Here is a 20,471-nt window from a genome sequence, read left to right on the forward strand (position 1 = left end):
TCCCCGGCGAAAGCCGGGGCCCAGGGTCACAAGCGATTCGGCAGAGAAACCCTGGGCCCCGGCTTTCGCCGGGGAACGGGAGGGGGGCGCGCACTCTCTTCTCCGTCATCCCCGCGAAGGCGGGGATTCATTCTGGCTGACCTTGCTGAGTCTCACTGCCTTCGGCGGCAATAGATCCCCGCCTTCGCGGGGATGACGGATTTAGGCCCGCCGCCTGCGCACCAGTGCCTTCAGGTCCGACACGCGGAACGCCCGCGTGACGAAGCAGGCGACGACATAGATCGCCACGCCGGCGCCGACGAGCACGACCAGCGCACCGTAGCGCTCGACGATATGGCCGTTGAGCCAGGGATCGAGCAGCCCCTCGCAGCCGAAGATCGCCGCGCCCATCAGCACTGCGGCCAGCGCAAGGCGCGGGATCCGGCGCTTGAGCTGGGCGTCGGCGACGAAATGGCCGCGCTTGCGAAGCTCGGCATAGAGCATCCAGACATTGACGGTGGAGGACAGCGCAGTCGCCAGCGGCGGGCCGATATGGCCGATCAGCGGGATCAGCGCGAGATTGGCGGCGATGTTGACCGCCACCGAGATGGTGGCGAAGCGCACGGGGGTGCGCGTGTCCTGCCGGGCATAGAAGCCGGGGGTCAGCACCTTCACCAGCACATAGCTGGGCAGGCCGATCGAGAAGCCGGCGAGCGCCCAGGCGCACTTCACCGTGTCGTCGGCAGTGAAGTGGCCGTACTGGAACAGCCCGCGCACGATCGGCTCCGCGGCGACGATCAGCGCGACCATCGAGGGCAGGGTGAGGAACAGCGCGAGCTCCATGCCGCGGTTCTGCGTCTCCATCGCCTCGGCTTCCTGCCCGCCGCCGAGCAGGCGCGAGATGGTGGGAAGCAGGATGGTACCAAGCCCGATGCCGATCATGCCGAGCGGCAGCTGGTTGAGCCGGTCGGCATAATAGATGAACGAGATCGAGCCCTCGCCGAGCAGATAGCCCGAAAGCGCAGTCGAGATGACGAGGTTGAGCTGCACCGCGCCTGCGCCGAGCGCGGCGGGCAGGATCAGCTTCATCAGCCGGCGCACTTCGGGATCGAGCCGGGGCAGGCGGGGGCGCAGCGACACGCCGGCGGCACGGCAGGCGAGCCACAGCCAGAGCAGCTGGACCACCCCGCCCAGCGGCACCGCGATCGCCTGCGCGCGCGCCGTCTCCTCGGGTGTACCGTGGAAGACGAACAAGGCCGTCACCATGGCGATGTTGAGCAGGATCGGCGCGGCGGCGTTGACCCAGAATTTGTCGAGCGAGTTGAGGATGCCGCCCAGCAGCGAGGCGAGGCAGATCAGCATCAGATAGGGGATGGTGATCCGGCTCAGCTCGACCGCGAAGGCGAACTGGTCGTGCGTCGGCGCCTGCTTGTGGAAGCCGCCGGAGAGCAAGGCAGTGAGCGGCCAAGCGGCGGCGAGCATCACCACCGTCATCACCGCGAGAAAGGCGAACAGCACCGCCAGGGTGCGCTCGGCGAACTCGAAGGCCGGCCCGCGCTCGCCGCCATGCTCGGCGAGCTTGCGGTTGAACATCGGGATGAACGCCGAGGAGAAGGCGCCCTCAGCGAAGAAGGCGCGGAACATGTTGGGGAGGCGGAAGGCGACGAGGAACGCGTCCGACGCGAAGTTCGCGCCGACATAGCGGGCCTGCAGCGAATCGCGGACCAGCGCGAGGATGCGGCTGGCCAGGGTGAGCCCGCCGACCGAGCCGAGGCTGCGGGCGAGTTTCATGCCCGCGTCATCCCCGCGAAAGCGGGGACCCATCTCGGAGGTAAGCCGCGCATGACTGCGGTAGAATTGGGGGATAGCGTGGGAGCTGGGGCCCCGCTTTCGCGGGGGTGACGATCAAGGGTCACGAGGCCCAGTCTCCCAGACTATCAGATCAGGCTTCGCCTGCCACTTCGCCGGTCAGGCCCGACTCGTTCGCCGCGCGCTGCTGGAGATAGATGCCGCCGAAGTCGATCGGCTCGAGCATCAGCGGCGGGAAGCCGCCGTCGCGCACCGCGTCGGCCAGCACGCGGCGGGCGAACGGGAAGAGCAGACGCGGGGCCTCGCCGAGCAGGAAGCCGTCGAGCGCCTCGCCCTCGGGCACGTTGCGGATGCCGAACAGGCCGGCATAGGACAGGTCGACGATGAAGGCGGTCTGGCTCTCGGCCGTGGCGCGCACTTCGATCTTGAGGACGACTTCGAACACGTCGTCGGCAACCTTGCCCGAGCCGATGTTGAACTGGACGTCGATCGCAGGCGCGTTCTGGTTCTGGTAGATGGCCGGCGCGTTCGGGTTCTCGAACGAGAGGTCCTTCACATATTGCGACAGCAGGCCGACGGCGGGCGCGGTGTCGGCGCCATTCGCTGCGGGCTCGCCGAATTCGGCGATCGTGTCGTTCTCGGCCATTTCCTAGTTACCTCTTTTTCCGGAAAGTTTCGCGCTGTTGAAGCGTTGGGTCGGCTGCGCGCCTAGCAGGCGGGCGCCCGGGTTTCAATTACCCGTACATGTGGCGATTTGAAACGCGGGCCGCTTAGGCCTATGTTAACCGGCGAAGCGTTTGGAGGCGTAGTGTACACGATAATCCTGTTCGCCATGGTGGCCGGTTTCCTGGCTCTCCGTCTTTATGCCGTGCTCGGTAAGCGCACCGGCCACGAACAGGCGTTGCCCAAGCCCAGCGAAGAGCGCGTGGCGGTGCCGCCGCTGCCGCGCACGATCGACCAGGCCGCCGAGGTGCGCGAGCCCGGCAACCGCGCGATCGAGAGCGGTGCCGAAACCGGCCTGAGGGCGGTGATCGCCGCGGATTCGAGCTTCGACGTCGCCCAGTTCCTCGACGGCGCCAAGAGCGCCTACAAGATGATCCTCGAAGCCTTCTGGAAGGGCGACGAGGATACGCTCGGCTGGCTGGTGGAGGACGATGTCCGCGCCGGCTTCGCCGAGGCGATCGCCGATCGCAAGGCTGCCGGCCATGTGCTCGACAACCGCCTGGTTGCGATCGAGCGCGCGATGATCTCGGAAGCCGCGGTGGAGGGCAAGACCGCCCGCATCACCGTGCGATTCGATGCCGATATCGCCGCGGTGACGCGCGACGGCGACGGCAACGTGATCGGCGGCTCGCTGAGCGACGCAGTTGAGGCGCACGACATCTGGACCTTCGCGCGGAACCTCCGCAGCGACGATCCCAATTGGAAGCTCGTCGAGACCGACGAAGCCTAAAGGGGCCTGCACATGCGAATCTGGGGGGGAGTCGCGCTCGCGGCGCTGTTGAGCGCGTGTTCGGGCGGTGTGGTGCCGCATAGCGTCGAGCCGGGATACACGCCTCCGGCGCGCGAAGTGCCGCGGAGCGTGCCGCGCGAGACGGGCAGTGTCGCCGAGCCGCATTCCAACCCGGCCGCGCGCCAGCCGATCCCGGCGACGCCGCTGCCTGCCATTCCCGCCGCCGCTGCGCCTGCCGGCACCGCCACGGCCAAGGCCGCGGGGCTGATCGCTGGACCGGCCTTTGATTCGCTGCCGCTGGGCGACGATGCCGCGGCGCGGGCGCTGGTCGCGTTCCGGCTGAGCTGCCCCTCGCTGGTGCGCCGCACGGACACGAGCGGGCTTACCCAGGGCGCCGACTGGCAGCCCGCCTGCGATGCCGCCAGGAGCTGGCCCGAGCGCGATGCGCGCGGCTTTTTCGGGCGCTGGTTCGAGACGGTGCAGGTCGCCGACGGCAAGGCGCAGGCGACCGGCTATTACGAGCCCGAGATCGCCGGCTCGCGCCACAGGCGGCCGGGCTATGACGTACCGGTCTATGCCAAGCCCGACGATATCATCGAAGTCGATCTCGGCCAGTTCTCGACCGACCTGAAGGGCAAGAAGATCCGCGGCCGTGTCGCCGGCAAGATGTTCGTGCCCTATTTCGATCGCAAGGAGATCGACGGCGGCGCGCTGAACGGGCGCGGGCTGGAGATCGCCTATGCCGCGGACCCGGTCGAGCTGTTCTTCCTGCAGATCCAGGGCTCGGGCCGGCTGCGCGGGCCGGACGGGCAGGTGATGCGCATCGGCTTTGCCGGGCAGAATGGCCGCGAATATGTCGGCATCGGCGCGCTGATGCGCGACCGCGGGCTGCTGCAGCCGGGCAAGGCCTCGATGCAGGGCATCATGGAATATCTGCGCAGCCACCCCGAAGAGGGGCAGGCGATCATGTGGGAGAACAAGAGCTATGTGTTCTTCCAGGAGCTGAAGGGGGCCGGGCCGAACGGCTCGCTGGGCCTGCCGGTGACCGGCCAGGCGAGCGCCGCGGTCGATCCCAAGTTCATCCCGCTGGGCGCGCCCGTCTTCCTGTCGATGGACCGCGCCGAGGCCAATGGGCTGTGGATCGCCCAGGATACCGGCGGGGCGATCAAGGGCCCCAACCGGGTCGATACCTTCTGGGGGGCGGGTGACGATGCACGCGCGATCGCGGGCGGGATGAACGCGCGCGGCACCGCCTGGCTGCTGCTGCCGGTCGGCACGCTCAGCAAGCTCGGCGGGGCGCCGATCGCCGGCGTGCCCGCGCCGCAACGCCAGCGGTGAGACGCCTCGCGCCCGAGGAAGCGGCGCTGTGGAAACGGGTGGTCGAGAGCGTCACGCCGATCAAGGCGCGACCGGTGAAGGCCGTGGAAGCGCTGGACAGGGTGATCACGCCTGCGCCGCAACCGGTGGTGCCCAAGGTGAAGGGGCGGGTGCCCCCGCCGCGCCCGATGGCGCCGCCGCCGCCGCTGCGCGGGCAGGCAGTCAACACGCTCGATGCTTCGTGGGACCGGCGGCTATCGCGCGGGCTGGTCGCGCCCGAATCGACCGTCGATCTGCATGGACACAGCCTCGCCTCTGCCTATGACCGGCTCGATTTCGGGCTGGAGGCGGCGATTTCGAGAGGCGATCGCGTGCTGCTGCTGGTCACTGGCAAGCCGCCACGTCCTGAATCGGAGCGTCCCCATGCCCGTGGCGCGATCCGCGCCGCGGTGGGCGACTGGCTCGCTGCATCCCGCTTTTCCGATCGTATCGCTGCCGTAAGGACCGCGCATTCCCGCCACGGCGGCGCCGGTGCGCTGTATATCGTGCTCCGGCGGCTCCGAGAAAAATCTTAACTTCTGTCTGCGAATATTTGTCCGGGTCGTTGCCGGTTCGCCGGCCGCGAGGGATTCCTGGGGGAACGAGCGAGCGCAGTGGAAGGATTTTCGCTCAAGAGCCGTGCAATCGCGTTCGCGATGTGCGCCGGAGCCGTGGCGTTCATCCTGGCGCTGGCTGCGGCCTCGACTCCTGAGATGATCACCGTCGAATCGGCGGGCCGCGCACTGATTGCCGCGATCGTTTGCGGTGCGATGTGCTGGGCTTCGGCCGAGCGCACCATCGCTTCCACCGCCGAATCGATCGACGCTGCCATCGAACGTCTCCAGGGCGCCGCCAATGGCGACCTGCAGAGCGGCATCCCCGAGCGCGTGGGCGAATCGGTGCCCCAGCTGGCGCGCGCGATGGACGGGCTGTTCAGCCAGCTCCACGCCAATCTCGAGAGCGTCCAGCGGCTCGCGATGTTCGATCCGGTCACGTCGCTGCCGAACCGCACCAATTTCCGCCGTGCCGCCGAGCGCATGCTTTCCGAGCTGCCGCCGACCACGATCGCGGTGCTCTATTTCATCGATCTCGATCGCTTCAAGCACGTCAACGACACGCTGGGCCACGCCACCGGCGACGCGCTGCTCGGCATGGTCGCCAACCGCCTGCGCGCGGTGGCGGACCGCTTCGCCGCCGAAGCCGATGCCCGCCCGCCGATGATCGGCCGCCTGGCGGGCGACGAGTTCACCATGTTCTTCCCGTCGCTGCGCAACGTCCGCGACGCCGAGCGGATCGGTCGCGGCATCCTCTACGCACTGTCCGAGCCGTTCGACCTGGCCGACCAGGAAGTGTCGATCGGCGCCTCGATCGGCATTGCGCTGCGCCCCGAGCACGGCACGACGCTGCACGACCTGATGCGCGCTGCCGATGCCGCCATGTACCACGCCAAGGCGATGGGGCGTGGCCGCGCCGAGCATTTCACCGAAATCCTCGCTGCCGAGATCGCCGAGCGCGCCCGGCTGGAGAGCGACCTGCGCGAAGCGGTGGACAAGGACCAGTTCACGCTCGTCTATCAGCCCCAGGTCTCCGCCGCCGACGGCCGTATCGTCGCCGCCGAGGCGCTGCTGCGCTGGCGGCATCCGGACGGGCTCAAGATGCCCGGCGCCTTCATCCAGCGCGCCGAGGAGACCGGGCTGATCGTCGAGATCGGCGAATGGGTGGTGGAGAGCGTTGCCGAGACCATCTCGCGCTGGGGCCGGATGGGCGTCCAGCAGCGCATGGCGGTGAACATCAGCCCGCGCCAGCTCGACCATGCCAGCTTCTTCCGCAAGCTGCGCGAAGCGATGCTGGCGGCCAATGCGCCCGCGAACCTGCTCGAGCTCGAGATCACCGAGACGCTGGCGATGCACTGTTCGAGCGAAGTGCTCGACGCGATCGCCACGCTGCGCGCCGACGGCGCCACCATCGCCATCGACGATTTCGGCACCGGCTATTCGAACATCGCACGGCTGCGCAAGCTGCCGATCGACCGGATCAAGCTGGACCGCAGCCTGATCGAGCATGTCGCCACCAGCGCCGAGGCGCGGACGATCACCCAGGCAGTGATCGGGCTCGTCCACGGCCTGGGCTGCGAAGCGGTGGCCGAGGGTATCGAGAGCGAGGACCAGGCCACCGTGCTGCGCGTCATCGGCTGCGACATCCTCCAGGGCTATGCCGTCGCCACGCCGATGGAGGAGGAGGCCTTCCTCGAATGGGCGCGCGGCGTCGATCCTCAGCAGCGGGTTGCGGGGTAGTTCTACTTCCCGTCATACCGGCGAAAGCCGGGAACTCGTGCCGAATCGCGCCTACGCCTGAGATCCCGGCTTTCGCCGGAATGACGGTTAGAGAAGCGCCCGCTTCAAGATCTCTGCATAGACATCCGTCAGCGCAACGAGATCGTCGAGCGCCACGGCCTCGTCGAGCTTGTGCATCGTCGCGTTGAGCAGCCCGAACTCGACCACCGGGCAGAGCTTCGACAGGAAGCGCGCGTCCGAGGTGCCGCCGGTGGTGGACAGTTCGGGCACCACGCCCAGCTTCGCCTCGATGGCATCGGAGATCAGCGACGAAAGCTCACCCGGCTGGGTGAGGAACGCCTCGCCATAGACACGGCCGGTGACGATGCCGAGCGGGGCATGGCGCTGCACGATCTCCTCGATCCGGGCGATCAGGTCCGGGCCATATTGCTGGTCGTTGAAGCGGATGCTGATCCGTGCCCTGGCCTCGCCGGGAATGACGTTGGTGGCGGGATTGCCCACCATCAGGTCGATGATCTCGATATTGGAGGGCTGAAACCAGGCATTGCCCGTATCCAGCACGATGGCGTCGATCTCGGCCAGCGCCCGGACGAGGCGAGGGACCGGATTGTCGGCGAGATGGGGGTAGGCGACATGGCCCTGCTTGCCGGGCACCACGATGTCGATGACGGTCGAGCCGCGGCGCCCGATCTTGATCATGTCGCCGAGCCGGTGCTGCGAGGTCGGCTCGCCGACCAGGCACAGATCGGGCAGCAGGCCGCGCTCGGCCATCCGCTCGATGAGGCGGGGCGTGCCGAAAGTGGCGGGGCCTTCCTCGTCGCCGGTGATGATCAGCGTGGTGACGCCGCCCTCGACGCGGGACGCAGCCTCGACAAAGGCGGCGATGGCGCCCTTCATGTCGACTGCGCCACGGCCGTAGAGCAGGCCGCCGCGCACTTCGGGCTCGAAGGCGCCGCTGGTCCAGCCGCTGCCCGGCGGCACGACGTCGAGATGGCCGGCAAAGGCGAAGTGCTTGCCGCTGGTGCCGCGCACTGCCAGCAGGTTCTCGACCGGCCCGTCGGGTGCCTCGCCCTCGACGAAGCGCTCGACCCGGAAGCCGAGGGGAAGGAGGGCGGCCTCCAGCACGTCGAACACGCTGCCCCGGGCGGGGGTGACGCTCTCGGCGGCGATCAGGGCCTTGGTCAGTTCGATGGCGTCGGGCAAGATGGTCTCCGGCATGGTTGGAGGTGGCATTGCCCAAGCTCGATCTCGATACAATCCCGCAGACCAATGCGACGGGCTATCCGGCCGAATTTGCCGGGCCGGTGCAGGGCCGCTGGTATCGCCGGCTGGCCCCGGCGAGCGGGATCACCGACTTTGGCTTCAGCCATGTCACGCTCGAGCCCGGCGCCTGGTCCGCCCAGCGCCACTGGCACGAGGGCGAGGACGAGTTCGTCGTGATGCTTGCCGGCGAGGCGGTGCTGATCGACGACGATGGCGAGACCCCGATGCGCCCCGGCGACGTTGCCGCCTTCCCCAAGAAGGATGGCAACGGCCATGTCCTCCAGAACCGCAGCGCCGAGCCCTGCGTCTATATCGCGGTCGGCAAGCCCTCGGCGACCGACTGCCACTATCCCGACATCGACATGCACCTGTTCGCCGGCCAGGGGTTCCGGCGGAAGGATGGGTCTCCTTTCTGACGCTTCAAATCCTCTCCCGGAGGGAGAGGGGGACCGCCGTCGAAGGCGGTGGTGGAGAGGGGACGCCCCGGGCGATGTCGCTTGCGGTAAGCCCCCTCCACCAGCCTGCGGCTGGTCCCCCTCCCCCTCCGGGGGAGGATTAATCACAGGATCAGCGCCTTCATCTTGGCGTAGCGCGCCTGGCGGTCCGCCCAGCCATTGGGATCCTTGGTCGATTTGGGATCGCCGCGGTTGATGCCGTTGGAGACGGCCTTGAGATTGTCCTGGTCGGCCCAGCCGTTCAGCGTGCAATTGTCCCAATAGGCGCAGAAGGCGAGCAGGCCGAGCGACCAGGCCTCAAGCAGCGCGGGGTTGCTCTCGAAATCCACGCCGAGCTTGCGGCCGTAGAGCCGGTAGTTGGCGCGGCCGGTGAGCTGGCCCGGGCCGCGGCCGAGATAGCGCAGGCCGTCGCCCGGTTGGTCGTTGCCGAGCGCGGCGTTCATCTCGTACTTCTTCTGCGCCGCGGTGGGGCCCCAGATCTCGCGGTTATATTTGAACCCGCCGCTCTCATGCGCGCACTGCGCCATGAAATGGGCGAGCCGCAGGCCGTTCTCGACCAAGCCATAGGTGCGGAAATGGACGTTCGCGGCGAGGCCCAGTTCGGGAGCGATCGCCGCCGCCGCGCCGGCCTTGGCGAACAGCGCCGTCAGCGTATCGCGCCCCAGGCCGCCGTCGGCGGTTACCCCCAGCCGCTGCTGGAGCTTCTTCACATCGAGCATGGATTATTCCCCCGGTTGTGATGCGACCCGGTGGAACGATCTTCCTTATGTGCGCTCTCGAGACTGCGCCGAATGTTACGGCTGCGCAAGGATATCAGGCAGGGTCCATCTCGAACTGCTGGATCACCCAGTCCTCTTCCTGCGCGCCGGCGATCCAGTCCTGCATGAAGGGATGCTGGAGCACGGCGTTCATATAGGCCGGGGCAAAGCGGGCGACGGGCAGCGAATAGGTGACGAAGCGCGTCACCACGGGCGCGAACATGATGTCCGCCGCGCCGAACGCGCCGAACAGGAATTGGCCTTCGCCGCCATAGCGGGCGCGTGCCTGGGCCCAGAGCTCCATGATCCGGCCGATGTCCTGAAGCACATCGGCGTCGGGGGTCTTGGGCGGATAGACCTGACGCACGTTCATGCTGTGCTTGCGGCGCAGCGCAGCGAAGCTCGAATGCATCTCGGCCGCCATCGAGCGCGCCATGGCGCGGGCCGCCGGGTCCTCCGGCCAGAACTTCTCGTTGCCCGTCTTGTCGTTGAGATATTCGACGATCGCCAGGCTGTCCCACACCACGGCATCGCCGTCCCACAGGATCGGCACCTTGCCCGAGGAGGGCGCGAACTCGTCGCCCTCGCGGCGCTTCTCCCAGGCATCGTCGTAGAGGGGCACCACCACTTCCTCGAAGGGGAGTCCAGCCTGCTTGCAGGCGAGCCAGCCGCGCAGCGACCAGGAGGAATAGGCCTTGTTGCCGATATAGAGCTTCATGCTGGCCGGGATAGCGGCGGGGCGGGGGGCATGGCAACCGCCCGAAAATCTTGACTCCGTTGACTCGCCTACGCGTGCGCGGCCGGGGCGGGGTGGCGAAGAACGAGAACATAAGAAGAACATTTCATAAGCGATGCGTGTAGGAAAGGGGGCAATTGCCACGATCCAGCGAGGCGCTAAGCTGGCCGGGAAGAGGGGGGAATCATGCTGAAATCGGGTTGCGTCGCGCTTGCGCTGGGCTTGGCTGCCGTGCCGGTGCATGCCCAGGTCGCGCCGCCGACGGCGCCGGATGCCGCAACGCAGGCGCAGGTCGGCATCGGCCGCTTCGCCGAGCCCTGGGAACAGGCGCTGCTGCCGGCGATCGCCGAGGCGCTCACCGTGGCGGAATCCAAGGACCGCCTCGCGAAGCTCGACGCCGTGCTCGCCAAGCTCGACCAGCCCAGCCGGCTGCGCGGGATCGTCCAGTCGATCCGCGGAGTCTCGCTGATGGAAGAATATCGCCAGCCCGAGGCGCTTGCCGCCGCCGAGGAGGCGTTGCGGCTGGCGCCGGGCGTGCCCCAGGTCAAATTCTACGCCGTCTATGCGATGACCTTTGCCGGGGCGCCGCAGCGCGCGGCGGACATCTGGCTGGCGCTGAGCCGCGAATATCCCGACCTGGCCGGGCAGATGGGCGGATACATCCTCGATACGCTGCGCGAGCGGCTGCGCGACATCGGCGACCGCAAGCGCGGCGATGCCGTCTCGGCGCGGATCGCCGAGATCGGCGTGGTCGAGCATTCGGCGCCACGCGCCTCGGACAGCGCGCTTGCGCAGATCCGCCAGCGGATGGACGACGGCAAGGTCGCCGAGGCGGGAGCGCTGGTGCCGGGCGTGGTGGTGACCCGCGACCTGGCGCAGCTCTATCTCGATCGCCGTTACGAGAAATTGTGGCCGGCCATCGCCCGCTGGGGCGGTGACGACCTGGCGCGCAGCCAGAAGCTCTATCTGGAGACGCTGCGGCGCGACTGGCGCGCCGGAGGCACGCTGGAGAGCGCCACCGACTTCGCCCGGGCGCTCAACGAGGCGCGGGGCTATTCGGCGGTGACCCAGCTGTTCCTGCCGCTGCTTGCGCCCGAAGTGCTCAAGATCGACACGCTGGGGGTGGAATTCCTGACCCCGCCGGTGGCGCGCGCGCTGATGGGGCAGGGGCGCGGCGAGGAAGCGATTGCGCTGCTCAAGCGCGTCGACGCCACCTTCACCAAGGACAGCGCGCAGAAGATGAACTTCAGCGGCAACCTGGCAAAGGACTATCTGGCGCTCGGCCGCTTCGCCGAGGCGGCGACGGTGGCGGACGCGTGGCTGCGCAGCGCCCAGCGCAAGGGCTCCGAGATCAACCGCGCGGCGCTGATCGGCGTCCAGGCGATCCGCGCCTGTGCGCTGATCCGCGGCGGCAAGGCCACGCAGGCGAGCGGCGACGTGGCGGACGTGCTGATGTCGCGCGGCGGGCTGCCCGATCCGGCGATGGACATCTATGCCTGCAGCGACGATTTCGCCGGGGGCAAGGCGCTGGCGATCGAGAGCCTGAACGACGAGAACCGCCGGGGCTGGGCGCTGCGCTGGCTGCAGCCCGGGTCGCCCGAACTTCCCTATGCCGAATCGCGCCGGGCCGACCTGTTCCAGAAGCGGATCGCCGCCGATCCGGAGGTGCGGGCTGCGGCAGAGAAGGTGGGGCGGATCCTGCCCTTCTCGCTCACCGAGCGGCTGCCTGCAGACTTCGATCCGGCGGCGCCGGCCGATCTCTATGCCCCGGAACAGGATGCGCCGCCGATAAGCTGAATATGCATCATGCATATGCAGCATATTGATGCAGATGCATGATGCGGGTACATGATGTGCATGCATCATGATTCGCTTCCCGATACCTGCGCCTGCACGATGCTGCGCAAGGCATCGCGCGTCATCGGCCGCGTCTATGACGAGGCGCTGGCCAGCCACGGCATGTCGATCGGGCAGTTCGCCATCCTGCGCCATGTCGCGCGCGGCGAACCGCTGGCGCTCAGCCGGCTCGCCGAGCAGCTCGAGCTGGATCGCAGCTCGCTCTACCGCGCGCTGACGCCGCTTGAGAAGCGCGGCTGGGTCCAGGTGCGCGCGGGCGCCGGGCGCAGCAAGAATGCCGCGCTCACCGAAGCGGGCAGGGCGGCGATGCATGCCGCCGAGCCGGACTGGGCGGCGGTGCAGCTGCGCGTGGAAGGCGAGGCCGGGGCGGCGCTGTGGAAGGTGCTCAAGGCCGGGATCGAGACCTTCACCCGGGGCGTGGAGCGCGCGGGAGGGCGGGCATGAGCGCGCTGCTTTCGCGCATGCCGCTGGGCGCGCGCGGCTATGCCGGCATCGTCGCGGCGATCACCTTCGTCGCGCTGCTGGTCTCGGCCGGGCTGCGATCGGCGCCCGGCGTGATGATGCTGCCGCTCGAGCAGCATTTCGGCTGGGACCGCGCGACCATCTCCGCCGCCGCCGCGATCGGGATCATGCTCTACGGGCTGGTGGGCCCCTTTGCCGCGGCGCTGATGCTCTCCTTCGGGATCAAGCGGACGATGCTGGCGGGGCTGGCGCTGATGTCGGTGGCGACCTTTGCCAGCCTGTGGATGACCGAGCCCTGGCACTATGTGCTGAGCTGGGGCGTGTTCTCCGGCGCGGGCACCGGCGCGGTCGCCTCGGTGCTCGGCGCGGCGGTGGTCAATCGCTGGTTCGCGACGCGGCAGGGGCTGGTGATGGGCATGCTGACCGCGAGCACCGCGACCGGCGCGCTCGTCTTCCTGCCGCTGCTCGCCTGGCTGGCCGAGGGCGGGGCGTGGCGGCCGGTGGCACTGGCGGTGTCGATCGCCGCGGCCTGCGTGATCCCGCTGGTGCTGTTCTTCGTGCCCGAGCATCCGCAGGACCTGGGCGTGCGCCGCTTCGGCGAGACTGACGCCAGCGCGCCGCCGCCGCCGATGAAGCAGGCGGCGACCCCGGCGCTGGCCTTCACTGCGCTGTTCCGCGCGTCGCGGAGCCCGACCTTCTGGCTGCTGTTCGGCACTTTCTTCGTCTGCGGGCTGACCACCAACGGGCTGGTCGGCACGCATCTGATTGCGTTCTGCGGCGATCACGGCATCGCGCCGGTGCAGGCGGCCGGGCTGCTCAGCCTGATGGGGCTGTTCGACCTGATCGGCACGACCGCTTCGGGCTGGCTGACCGACCGCTACGACCCGCGCAAATTGCTGTTCGTCTAGTACGGGCTGCGCGGGCTCTCGCTGCTGGCGCTGCCGTTCCTCGATTTCAGCGCGTCGAGCCTGCTCGTCTTCGCGATCTTCTACGGGCTCGACTGGATCGCGACGGTGCCGCCGACGGTGAAGCTGGCGAACGTGCATTTCGGCGAGCGCGATGCGCCGATCGTGTTCGGCTGGGTGATGGTGGGGCACCAGATCGGCGCGGCGACCGCGGCGTTCGGCGCCGGCGCGGTGCGGGCATGGACGGGGACCTATACGCCGGCCTTCCTGGTGGCGGGCGCGTTCGGGCTGGTGGCCGCGGTGGCGATCCTGGCGGCGCGGGCGGAGAAGGCTGGGGAGCCTGCCGTTGCTCTGGCCTAATGTATATTCCGTCATTCCTGCGCAGGCGGGAATCCATTCGCACTGTCAGTGGTGATGGATCCCCGCCTGCGCGGGGATGACGATAAAAATTGGGGCAGGCTTTACGCCGCCCGCAGCGTTCCCAGGAATTCCTGCATCTCGCCGAGCAGGCGGCGGGCCTGGCCGACCAGCGTATCGGCGGCGGCGTCCATTTCCGCGGTGGTGCGCGCGGCATCGTCGGTAGCGGCTTCGGCGCTGGCCGCGCCGGACTGGAGATCGGCGGTGAGCGCGGCGGCGGTGCCGGCATAGCTCTGGATCGAGCGGATCACGTCGCCCTGGTTCGCGATTGCCTGACCGACGGCGCCGCCGACCTGGCCGATGCGATCGAAGCTTTCGCGCATCTCGCCGACGATCGAAGTGGTCGCATGGACCGCGCCGGTCATCCGTTCGAGCTGGGCGCGGATGTCGCCGGTGGCGGTCGCGGTCTGGGCGGCGAGGCTCTTCACTTCCTGCGCGACGATCGCGAAGCCGCGGCCTGCCTCGCCGGCGCGCGCGGCCTCGATGCTGGCGTTCAAAGCGAGCAGATTGGTGCGCGCGGCGATCTCGGCGATCATGTCGGCGATGTTGCCGACGCTGGCGCTGTGCTGGGTGAGCGTGCCGAAACGCGCATCGGCCGAGCGGGAAAGGTCGTGGAGATGCGCGGTGGTCTCGCTCTGCGCGGCGATGCTCGCCTCGACGGTGGCGAGGGTGCGGCTGAGATTGGCCGATTCCTCGAACAGGGTCGCGGCGCCGGTATCGGCGCGGACGGCGCGATCGGCGACGCCGCGGATTTCGTCGCGGGTGGCGGTGGTCGAGCCGACCAGGCTCTGGGCGGAGACGCGGGTCTGCTCGGCGGCGGCGGCAAGCTCGCTGATCGCGGTGACGAACTGCTGTTCGAACCGGTCGGCGATGCGGGCGATCTCGGCGCGGCGCTCGCGGTCATGCTCGAGCTGGGCACGGTGGCGCGCCTCGGCGGCGCTGGCAGCCTGTTGCAGCTCTTCCTGCTGCGCGGTGGCGCGCATCAGCTCGCGGTCGCTGGCGGCGCGGGCAAGCGCCTCGCCCTGCGCGAACTGCTCGGTGACCAAAGCAGCCTGGCCGATCACGGTGCGGGCGAGAAGGGCGACGAACACGGCGAGGAAGACGAACACGCCTGCCGGGATGTTGGCGAAGATCGCGTAGAGCGCGCAGATCACCACCGCGATGCCGAGCCAGGCGAGGCTGGCCGGCGGCAGCGGCGCATAGCGCAGCGCGCCGATCGCGACGACGCCGGCGATCGAAGTGGTGGTGACGATCAGTTCCTGATCGGTAGCGCCGAGGCCGAGCGTGGAGAGCAGCAGGAACCAGCCGAGCGAGACGGCGGCAGCCTCGATCACGGTGGCGCGCAAGGTGCGGGCGCTGTCCTCCACCCACCAGTCACGCGTCTTGCCGTCGCGCCAGCGGACCAGCACCGCGGTGTTGATCGCGAGGTGGAGCGAAAGCGCGGCGATGTGCCAGGCGAAATAGCCGTTGGAATGGATCATCACCGTCAGCACGATGCTGACGAAGACGCTGGCGACGAACGACACCGGATAGCCGCGCTGGATCGCCACGCTGTGCGCACGCATCAGCCGCGGGTGCAGCGTCGCCCATTTGCCCCAGAATGCCCCTGTTAGGGCGTGAAGGTTCATCTTCCCCATTCGGCAGGTATCTAGCGCCGGATGGTTACCAGCCCGTTTATCATAGCCGCAGATGGATGCCCCGGCGGTGGAGCGGGATGAGCAGGCCGAGCACGACGAGCAACAGCCCGAGCGCGAACAGGAAGGAGGCGAGCAGCAAATTGCCCGGCATCAGCGCCTCCAGCCCGTGCCATGCCCAGGCCTGGAAGCCGGTGCGGATCATCGCGAGCGAGAGTAGCAGCGAGAGCAGATAGCCGAGGATCGCGTTCATCCCGAGCACGTCGAGCGGCCAAAGCGCTTTGCGCAGCGCTTCGGAACGCGACGCGACGATGCAACCGGCGAAGACGATCGCGGAGAGGCCCGAGGTCCACAGCGCGAAGCTGCTGGTCCACAGCTTCTTGTTGAGCGGGAAGCCGAAGGACCAGGCATAGCCGATCGCGGCCAGCGCGATGCCGGCGAGCAGGATGCGCAGCGTCGCGCGGGCGGGATCGGCCTTCCACCACAGCGCCGCGAGCATGCCGAGCAGCACGTTGACGAGGGCGGGCAGGGTGGAGAGCAGCCCTTCGGGATCATAGACGATGTTGCCCGCGGCATCGGTGCCGTAGCGGTACATGTGATGGGTGGTGACAGTGATCCGGTCGATCCAGCCGGCGAGATTGCCTTCGGGGCTGAGATCGCCCGCCGCGAAGCCGGGGGCGGCGACCAGCGTCATCAATGCCCAATAGCCGATCAGCAGCACAGCGGATGCGATGGCGAGCGCAGGGGCGCTGAGGCGGGACTTGCCGGCTTCATCCTTGCGCGCCGTTAGGATCGCGAGCGTGGCGGCGAGGCCGTAGCAGAGGCCGAGGCGGGGCAGCACGCCGAACACGCGGAAATCGACCGGGCCACGTGCGAGGAACTGCCAGGCCCAGCCGATCAGGATCAGCAGCGCAGTGCGCCGGGCGATCCGGCGCCATAGCTTTCCATCGACCGCGCGCGGGAAGGACAGGCCGAGCGCCACGCCCATCGCGCAGAGAAAGGCGGGGAAGACCAGATCGGTGGGGGTGAAGCCGTGCCACTCGGCATGATCGAGCGGCCACCAGACATGTGCCCAGCTGCCCGGCGTGTTGACGATCACCATGCAGGCGACGGTGAGCCCGCGGAACAGGTCGAGCCCCGCGAGGCGGGCGGGTGCGCTGGGCGCTTCGGTCATGTGGTGCGTCCCCTCCGAATGGCGGGGAGTGTGGCGTGGTTGGGGGGATAGGTCAAAGGGCGCTGCGTTGCGAAGCCTATAGCCATTCGTCACGTGGCTTTGCAGTTCCCCGGCGAAAGCCGGGGCCCAGGGTCACAAGCGATCTGTCAGAGAAACCCTGGGCCCCTGCTTTCGCAGGGGAACAGGGTTGGAGGCGGCGAGGGCTACGCCTTCACATAGGCCCAGGCGGTGATGCCGCTTTCGAGCGGGGCCGTAACCCGCGCGTAATTCTCGCTCTCGTAGATATCCGCCGCCGCGAGTTCCTCGGGCGTCAGGCGGAAGACCTTGCCGGGGATGGGCGGGGCGTCGGCGTCGGGGACCAGCGCCAGGTGGACTTCGATACCGCTGGCTTCGAGCACATCCGGGTCGCGGATCGTGATCTCGATCTGCTTGTAGCCGTGCAGCACGTCGTCGCTGCCTTCGAGCAGGCGGCCGAACTGGCTGAGCTGGACGCTCGCGAGCTGGAGCGTGCCGTAGGAGAAGAGCAAGACTTCCGGCTGGCTCACCCGATCGCCTCGAGCACCGCGGCGCGCAGCTCGGGGATGCCCATGCCCTTCTCCGACGAGGTGGCGATGATGTCCGGATGCGCGGCGGGGCGCTTGCGGGCCTGGGCCTGGGTGTTCGCGAGGACGTCGGCCAGCTCGGTCGCCTTGATCTTGTCGGTCTTGGTCAGGACGATCCGATAGCTCACCGCCGCGGTGTCGAGCATGTCGAGGATCTCGTTGTCGACGTCCTTGATGCCGTGGCGGCTGTCGATCAGCACCAGTGCGCGCTTGAGCACGTCGCGGCCGCGCAGGAAGTCGTTCACGAGGTAGCGCCACTGGCGCTGCATGTCCTTGGGTGCCTTGGCGAAGCCATAGCCGGGCATGTCGACCAGGCGGAACTTCAGCGGCGTGCCGACGTCGAAGAAGTTGAGCTCCTGGGTGCGCCCCGGGGTGTTCGAGGTGCGCGCCAGCGTGTTGCGGTTGGTCAGCGCGTTGATCAGCGACGACTTGCCCACGTTCGAGCGGCCGGCGAACGCCACCTCGGGCACCACCGGATTGGGGAGGTGCTCGAGCTTCGGCGCCGATTTCAGGAAGGTGATCGGGCCGGCGAAGAGCTTTCGCGCTGCTTCCAGCTGATCTGCGTCGAAGGGATCAGACATAAGCCGTCATCCCGGCGAACGCCGGGATCTCCCTCAGTAGCGCATGCCTGCGGCCTGAGATCCCGGCTTTCGCCGGGATGACGATACAGGAAGCACTCACTTCGCCGGTGCTTCCTTCTTCATCGACTGCTTGAGCACCGGGTGGCGCGAATAGAGCCACTGCTGCTGCAGGATGGTGATGACGTTCGAGGTGATCCAGTAGAGCTGCAGGCCGACGGCGAAGGGCGCCATCAGGAACATCAGCATCCACGGCATGATCGCAAAGACCTGCTTCTGGACCTCGTCCATCGGCGCCGGGTTGAACTTCATCTGGAAGAACATCGACACGCCGAGCAGCACCGGGATCACGCCGATCGCCAGGAAGCTGGGCGGAGTGAAGTGGAGATAGCCGAACAGGTTGAGGATCGTCGCGGGATCGGGGGCCGAAAGATCACGGATCCACAAGGCGAAGGGCTGGTGGCGCATTTCGATCGTGAGCAGCAGCACCTTGTAGAGCGCGAACATGATCGGGATCTGCAGCAGGATCGGCAGGCAGCCCGCGAGTGGGTTCACCTTCTCTTCCTTGTAGAGCTTCATGATCTCCTGCTGCTGGCGCTGCTTGTCGTCCTTGAAGCGCTCCTGCAGCGCCTTCATCTTCGGCTGGACGACGCGCATCCGGGCCATCGATTCGAACTGCTTGTGCGCGATCGGGAAGAGCAGGCCGCGGATGGTGATCGTAAGCAGGATGATCGCCACGCCGAAATTGCCGACCAAGCGGAACAGCCAGTCGAGATAGTAGAAGATGGGCTTCTCGACGATCTCGAACCAGCCCCAGTCGACCGCGCGGCCGAACAGGGTGATGCCGAGCTTGTTCTGGTAGTTCTCGAGCAGCTTCACGACCTTGGCACCGGCGAAGAAGCGGCTCGAATAGGTGACCTGCTTGCCCGGGGCGATGCTGAGCGGCTCGGCCAGGCTGTAATCGGCCTGGTAGGTCTGCTTGGCGGTGCCGCGGTGCTGGAGCGAGACGGGCACGCGCTGATCGGGGACGAGCGCGGTCAGCCAGTAATGGTCGCTATAGCCGACCCAGCCGCCGGTGGTGGCCATCTGGGTGGGGGCGCTTTCGGTATCGGCCCAGTTGATGTCCTTGGCCGCGCCATTGGCGACGACCATCGGGCCGACATGTGCGGCCCACTGGTCGACGTCCTTCGAGCGCTCGGCGCGCGAGATCAGTGCAAAGGGCGTGACCTGAACCGGCGCCTGGCCGACATTGGCGACCGTCTGGCGGATCGAGAACATGTAATCCTGGTCGATCGACAGCTCGATGCGGAAGACCTGGCCGGTGGCGGTTTTCGTCGTCAGCGTGACCGGGGTGGTGGGCGTCAGCTTCGCGCCGCTCGCCTGCCACACCGTGTCGGGGCCCGGCGCCTGGACGCCGGCGCCCTGCCAGCCGAACTGCGCGAAATAGGCGCCCTGCGCGCCGCTGGGCGAGAGCAGGCGGATCGGCGGCGACTTCTTCGAGGTGGTCTCGTCATATTTGACGAGCTCGAGATCGTCGATCCGCGCGCCCTTGAGGTTGATCGAGCCCTTGAGCGAAGGCGTGTCGATCGCCACGCGCGGGCTATCGGCCAGCACGACGGCGCGATCGCGCAGCGCGGCGGGCGTGTCCGTCGCGGGGGTGGCGCCCGGCGTGACCTTGACCGACTTGCCGTTCACCGTCTGGGTCGCGGCCTGCTGCTGCGGGAAGAGCCAGTGGGTGACGGCGGGCCACGCAAACAGCAGCAGCGCCGCGATCACCGCGAACAGCACGAAATTCTTCTGGTCTTCCTTCACGAACGATTTCCTCGGAAAATCTTATGGCACCGGATCGTAGCCGTGGCCGCCCCAGGGATGGCAGCGGGCGATCCGCCGGATGGCGAGCCAACTGCCTTTGAAAGCCCCATAGCGGCGAAGCGCCTCGATTGCATAGGCCGAACAGCTGGGCTGGTAGCGGCAGCTCGGCGGGAGAATGGCGGAGGGGCCGATCTGCCAGGCCCGTGCGAGCAGGATGAGGAGCTTAGCGAGCACCGCCACACACTCCATATCCGTCGCCCTGAACTTGTTTCAGGGTCCAACGTGCCGCGAACGAAGGGCTGGAGGTTCGAGCGATTCCCGTGCCGCCTGTTGGATGCTGAAACAAGTTCAGCATGACGAAGGGAGGGCGATGGTTCACCGCTTGATCTTCCCCAGCGCCTTGACCAGCTCGGCCTTGAGATCGTCGAACGGGCGCTCGACGCCGCCGGCGCGGCCGATCAGCACATGATCCGCGCCGGGCAGGCCGGCTTCGGGCAGTACTTCGCGGGCAAGCACCCGGAACCGGCGCTTCATCCGGTTGCGGATCACCGCGTTGCCGACTTTCTTGGATACGGTAATGCCGACCCGCATCAACGGATCGGCATCGTCACGCGCACGCACGATCAGGACGAAGCCGGGCATGGGAGCCCGCTTGCCTGCGTTCGCCGCGAGATAGTCCTTGCGCTGCGTAAGCCGCGCAACAGGAGTCGGGTTCAGGCCGACAGCTTGTTGCGGCCGCGGGCGCGGCGGGCACGAATCACGTTGCGGCCGCCCGGGGTCGCCATGCGGCTGCGGAAGCCGTGCCGGCGCGCACGCACCAGGTTGCTCGGCTGAAAGGTCCGCTTCATCGCTCATCCTCAAGTATCTAGAACGTAAAAGGGCCACCACAGGGGCGGCCGCGTGTCGGGTGCCCATAGTGGGACGATC

At 68.0% G+C, this 20,471-nt stretch carries 22 protein-coding genes; 9 read left to right on the forward strand and 13 right to left on the reverse strand.

Annotated elements, in window-relative coordinates; translation table 11 throughout:
* Nucleotides 1-201 precede the first annotated feature (201 nt).
* Nucleotides 202-1,770 carry a murein biosynthesis integral membrane protein MurJ gene (gene murJ / locus P6144_RS00005; protein ID WP_277765678.1) on the reverse strand — a complete coding sequence of 523 codons (1,569 nt, stop codon included), beginning with the start codon at nt 1,768-1,770 and terminating at the stop codon, nt 202-204.
* A 151-nt stretch (nt 1,771-1,921) separates the two neighbouring features.
* Nucleotides 1,922-2,434 carry a protein-export chaperone SecB gene (gene secB / locus P6144_RS00010; protein ID WP_277765679.1) on the reverse strand — a complete coding sequence of 171 codons (513 nt, stop codon included), beginning with the start codon at nt 2,432-2,434 and terminating at the stop codon, nt 1,922-1,924.
* A gap of 162 nt (nt 2,435-2,596) precedes the next feature.
* Here secB and P6144_RS00015 point away from each other — a divergent pair, with 162 nt between their 5' ends.
* The 4 genes from P6144_RS00015 (at nt 2,597) to P6144_RS00030 (ending at nt 6,891) form a co-directional block, all read left to right on the forward strand.
* Nucleotides 2,597-3,241 (forward strand): Tim44/TimA family putative adaptor protein, encoded by a 645-nt coding sequence (locus P6144_RS00015; protein ID WP_277765680.1) that lies wholly within the window; start codon nt 2,597-2,599, stop codon nt 3,239-3,241.
* A gap of 6 nt (nt 3,242-3,247) precedes the next feature.
* A complete protein-coding gene (locus P6144_RS00020; RefSeq protein WP_277766738.1) occupies nt 3,248-4,579 on the forward strand; it encodes a murein transglycosylase A in 1,332 nt (443 codons plus the stop codon).
* On the forward strand, nt 4,576-5,133 hold the full coding sequence (locus tag P6144_RS00025) for a Smr/MutS family protein (RefSeq protein WP_277765681.1): 558 nt from the start codon (nt 4,576-4,578) through the stop codon (nt 5,131-5,133). The genes P6144_RS00020 and P6144_RS00025 overlap by 4 nt, the downstream gene beginning before the upstream one ends.
* A 78-nt stretch (nt 5,134-5,211) precedes the next feature.
* The gene (locus P6144_RS00030; RefSeq protein ID WP_277765682.1) at nt 5,212-6,891 is read left to right on the forward strand and encodes an EAL domain-containing protein; all 1,680 of its coding nucleotides are present in this window, start codon (nt 5,212-5,214) and stop codon (nt 6,889-6,891) included.
* 87 nt (nt 6,892-6,978) lie between these two features.
* On the opposite strand, the gene dapE is transcribed toward P6144_RS00030, so the two are convergent.
* The gene (gene dapE, locus P6144_RS00035) at nt 6,979-8,124 is read right to left on the reverse strand and encodes a succinyl-diaminopimelate desuccinylase (RefSeq protein WP_277765683.1); all 1,146 of its coding nucleotides are present in this window, start codon (nt 8,122-8,124) and stop codon (nt 6,979-6,981) included.
* Here dapE and P6144_RS00040 point away from each other — a divergent pair.
* Nucleotides 8,124-8,570, forward strand: a complete 447-nt coding sequence (locus tag P6144_RS00040) for a cupin domain-containing protein (RefSeq protein ID WP_277766739.1) — start codon at nt 8,124-8,126, stop codon at nt 8,568-8,570. The genes dapE and P6144_RS00040 overlap by 1 nt on opposite strands.
* A gap of 143 nt (nt 8,571-8,713) precedes the next feature.
* Here P6144_RS00040 and P6144_RS00045 read toward each other — a convergent pair whose 3' ends face one another.
* Both P6144_RS00045 and P6144_RS00050 read right to left on the reverse strand, forming a co-directional pair.
* Nucleotides 8,714-9,328, reverse strand: coding sequence for a glycoside hydrolase family 19 protein (locus P6144_RS00045; RefSeq protein WP_277765684.1), 615 nt, complete (start codon nt 9,326-9,328; stop codon nt 8,714-8,716).
* Between the two features lie 94 nt (nt 9,329-9,422).
* On the reverse strand, nt 9,423-10,085 hold the full coding sequence (locus P6144_RS00050; protein WP_277765685.1) for a glutathione S-transferase family protein: 663 nt from the start codon (nt 10,083-10,085) through the stop codon (nt 9,423-9,425).
* 204 nt (nt 10,086-10,289) lie between these two features.
* On the opposite strand from P6144_RS00050, the gene P6144_RS00055 reads away from it, so the two are divergent.
* From P6144_RS00055 to P6144_RS20425, 4 genes are all read left to right on the forward strand, one after another.
* On the forward strand, nt 10,290-11,900 hold the full coding sequence (locus P6144_RS00055; protein ID WP_277765686.1) for a hypothetical protein: 1,611 nt from the start codon (nt 10,290-10,292) through the stop codon (nt 11,898-11,900).
* 60 nt (nt 11,901-11,960) lie between these two features.
* A complete protein-coding gene (locus P6144_RS00060; RefSeq protein WP_277765687.1) occupies nt 11,961-12,404 on the forward strand; it encodes a helix-turn-helix domain-containing protein in 444 nt (147 codons plus the stop codon).
* Nucleotides 12,401-13,330 carry an MFS transporter gene (locus P6144_RS00065; RefSeq protein ID WP_347274885.1) on the forward strand — a complete coding sequence of 310 codons (930 nt, stop codon included), beginning with the start codon at nt 12,401-12,403 and terminating at the stop codon, nt 13,328-13,330. The genes P6144_RS00060 and P6144_RS00065 overlap by 4 nt, the downstream gene beginning before the upstream one ends.
* 105 nt (nt 13,331-13,435) lie before the next feature.
* Complete coding sequence (locus P6144_RS20425) at nt 13,436-13,687, forward strand: hypothetical protein (protein ID WP_347274887.1); 252 nt, start codon at nt 13,436-13,438, stop codon at nt 13,685-13,687.
* A gap of 101 nt (nt 13,688-13,788) precedes the next feature.
* Here the strand turns inward: P6144_RS20425 and P6144_RS00070 are convergent, their stop codons facing one another.
* From P6144_RS00070 to rpmH, 8 genes are all read right to left on the reverse strand, one after another.
* On the reverse strand, nt 13,789-15,372 hold the full coding sequence (locus P6144_RS00070; protein ID WP_277765688.1) for a methyl-accepting chemotaxis protein: 1,584 nt from the start codon (nt 15,370-15,372) through the stop codon (nt 13,789-13,791).
* Between the two features lie 49 nt (nt 15,373-15,421).
* Nucleotides 15,422-16,552 (reverse strand): heparan-alpha-glucosaminide N-acetyltransferase domain-containing protein, encoded by a 1,131-nt coding sequence (locus P6144_RS00075; protein ID WP_277765689.1) that lies wholly within the window; start codon nt 16,550-16,552, stop codon nt 15,422-15,424.
* A gap of 203 nt (nt 16,553-16,755) precedes the next feature.
* Nucleotides 16,756-17,097, reverse strand: coding sequence for a gamma-glutamylcyclotransferase family protein (locus P6144_RS00080; protein ID WP_277765690.1), 342 nt, complete (start codon nt 17,095-17,097; stop codon nt 16,756-16,758).
* Entirely contained in the window at nt 17,094-17,735 is a 642-nt protein-coding gene (gene yihA, locus P6144_RS00085) for a ribosome biogenesis GTP-binding protein YihA/YsxC (RefSeq protein ID WP_277765691.1), read from the reverse strand. Before yihA ends, P6144_RS00080 begins: the two co-directional genes overlap by 4 nt.
* 96 nt (nt 17,736-17,831) lie before the next feature.
* A complete protein-coding gene (gene yidC / locus P6144_RS00090; RefSeq protein ID WP_277765692.1) occupies nt 17,832-19,544 on the reverse strand; it encodes a membrane protein insertase YidC in 1,713 nt (570 codons plus the stop codon).
* A 21-nt stretch (nt 19,545-19,565) separates the two neighbouring features.
* A complete protein-coding gene (gene yidD / locus P6144_RS00095) occupies nt 19,566-19,778 on the reverse strand; it encodes a membrane protein insertion efficiency factor YidD (protein ID WP_277765693.1) in 213 nt (70 codons plus the stop codon).
* 141 nt (nt 19,779-19,919) lie between these two features.
* Nucleotides 19,920-20,261 (reverse strand): ribonuclease P protein component, encoded by a 342-nt coding sequence (gene rnpA / locus P6144_RS00100; RefSeq protein ID WP_277766740.1) that lies wholly within the window; start codon nt 20,259-20,261, stop codon nt 19,920-19,922.
* Nucleotides 20,258-20,392 (reverse strand): 50S ribosomal protein L34, encoded by a 135-nt coding sequence (gene rpmH, locus P6144_RS00105; RefSeq protein ID WP_086128886.1) that lies wholly within the window; start codon nt 20,390-20,392, stop codon nt 20,258-20,260. The genes rnpA and rpmH overlap by 4 nt, the downstream gene beginning before the upstream one ends.
* Nucleotides 20,393-20,471: the final 79 nt, after the last annotated feature.

It is taken from the genome of Sphingomonas sp. HITSZ_GF (assembly GCF_029543155.1).
GTDB lineage: Bacteria > Pseudomonadota > Alphaproteobacteria > Sphingomonadales > Sphingomonadaceae > Sphingomonas.

Excerpts from the sequence above, each read along its gene's own strand:
- murJ (WP_277765678.1), bottom strand. The coding sequence starts at position 1,770 with ATGAAACTCGCCCGCAGCCTCGGCTCGGTCGGCGGGCTCACCCTGGCC.
- secB (WP_277765679.1), bottom strand. The coding sequence starts at position 2,434 with ATGGCCGAGAACGACACGATCGCCGAATTCGGCGAGCCCGCAGCGAAT.
- dapE (WP_277765683.1), bottom strand. The coding sequence starts at position 8,124 with ATGCCACCTCCAACCATGCCGGAGACCATCTTGCCCGACGCCATCGAA.
- P6144_RS00045 (WP_277765684.1), bottom strand. The coding sequence starts at position 9,328 with ATGCTCGATGTGAAGAAGCTCCAGCAGCGGCTGGGGGTAACCGCCGAC.
- P6144_RS00050 (WP_277765685.1), bottom strand. The coding sequence starts at position 10,085 with ATGAAGCTCTATATCGGCAACAAGGCCTATTCCTCCTGGTCGCTGCGC.
- P6144_RS00055 (WP_277765686.1), top strand. The coding sequence starts at position 10,290 with ATGCTGAAATCGGGTTGCGTCGCGCTTGCGCTGGGCTTGGCTGCCGTG.
- P6144_RS00060 (WP_277765687.1), top strand. The coding sequence starts at position 11,961 with ATGCATCATGATTCGCTTCCCGATACCTGCGCCTGCACGATGCTGCGC.
- P6144_RS00065 (WP_347274885.1), top strand. The coding sequence starts at position 12,401 with ATGAGCGCGCTGCTTTCGCGCATGCCGCTGGGCGCGCGCGGCTATGCC.
- P6144_RS00070 (WP_277765688.1), bottom strand. The coding sequence starts at position 15,372 with ATGAACCTTCACGCCCTAACAGGGGCATTCTGGGGCAAATGGGCGACG.
- P6144_RS00075 (WP_277765689.1), bottom strand. The coding sequence starts at position 16,552 with ATGACCGAAGCGCCCAGCGCACCCGCCCGCCTCGCGGGGCTCGACCTG.
- yihA (WP_277765691.1), bottom strand. The coding sequence starts at position 17,735 with ATGTCTGATCCCTTCGACGCAGATCAGCTGGAAGCAGCGCGAAAGCTC.
- rpmH (WP_086128886.1), bottom strand. The coding sequence starts at position 20,392 with ATGAAGCGGACCTTTCAGCCGAGCAACCTGGTGCGTGCGCGCCGGCAC.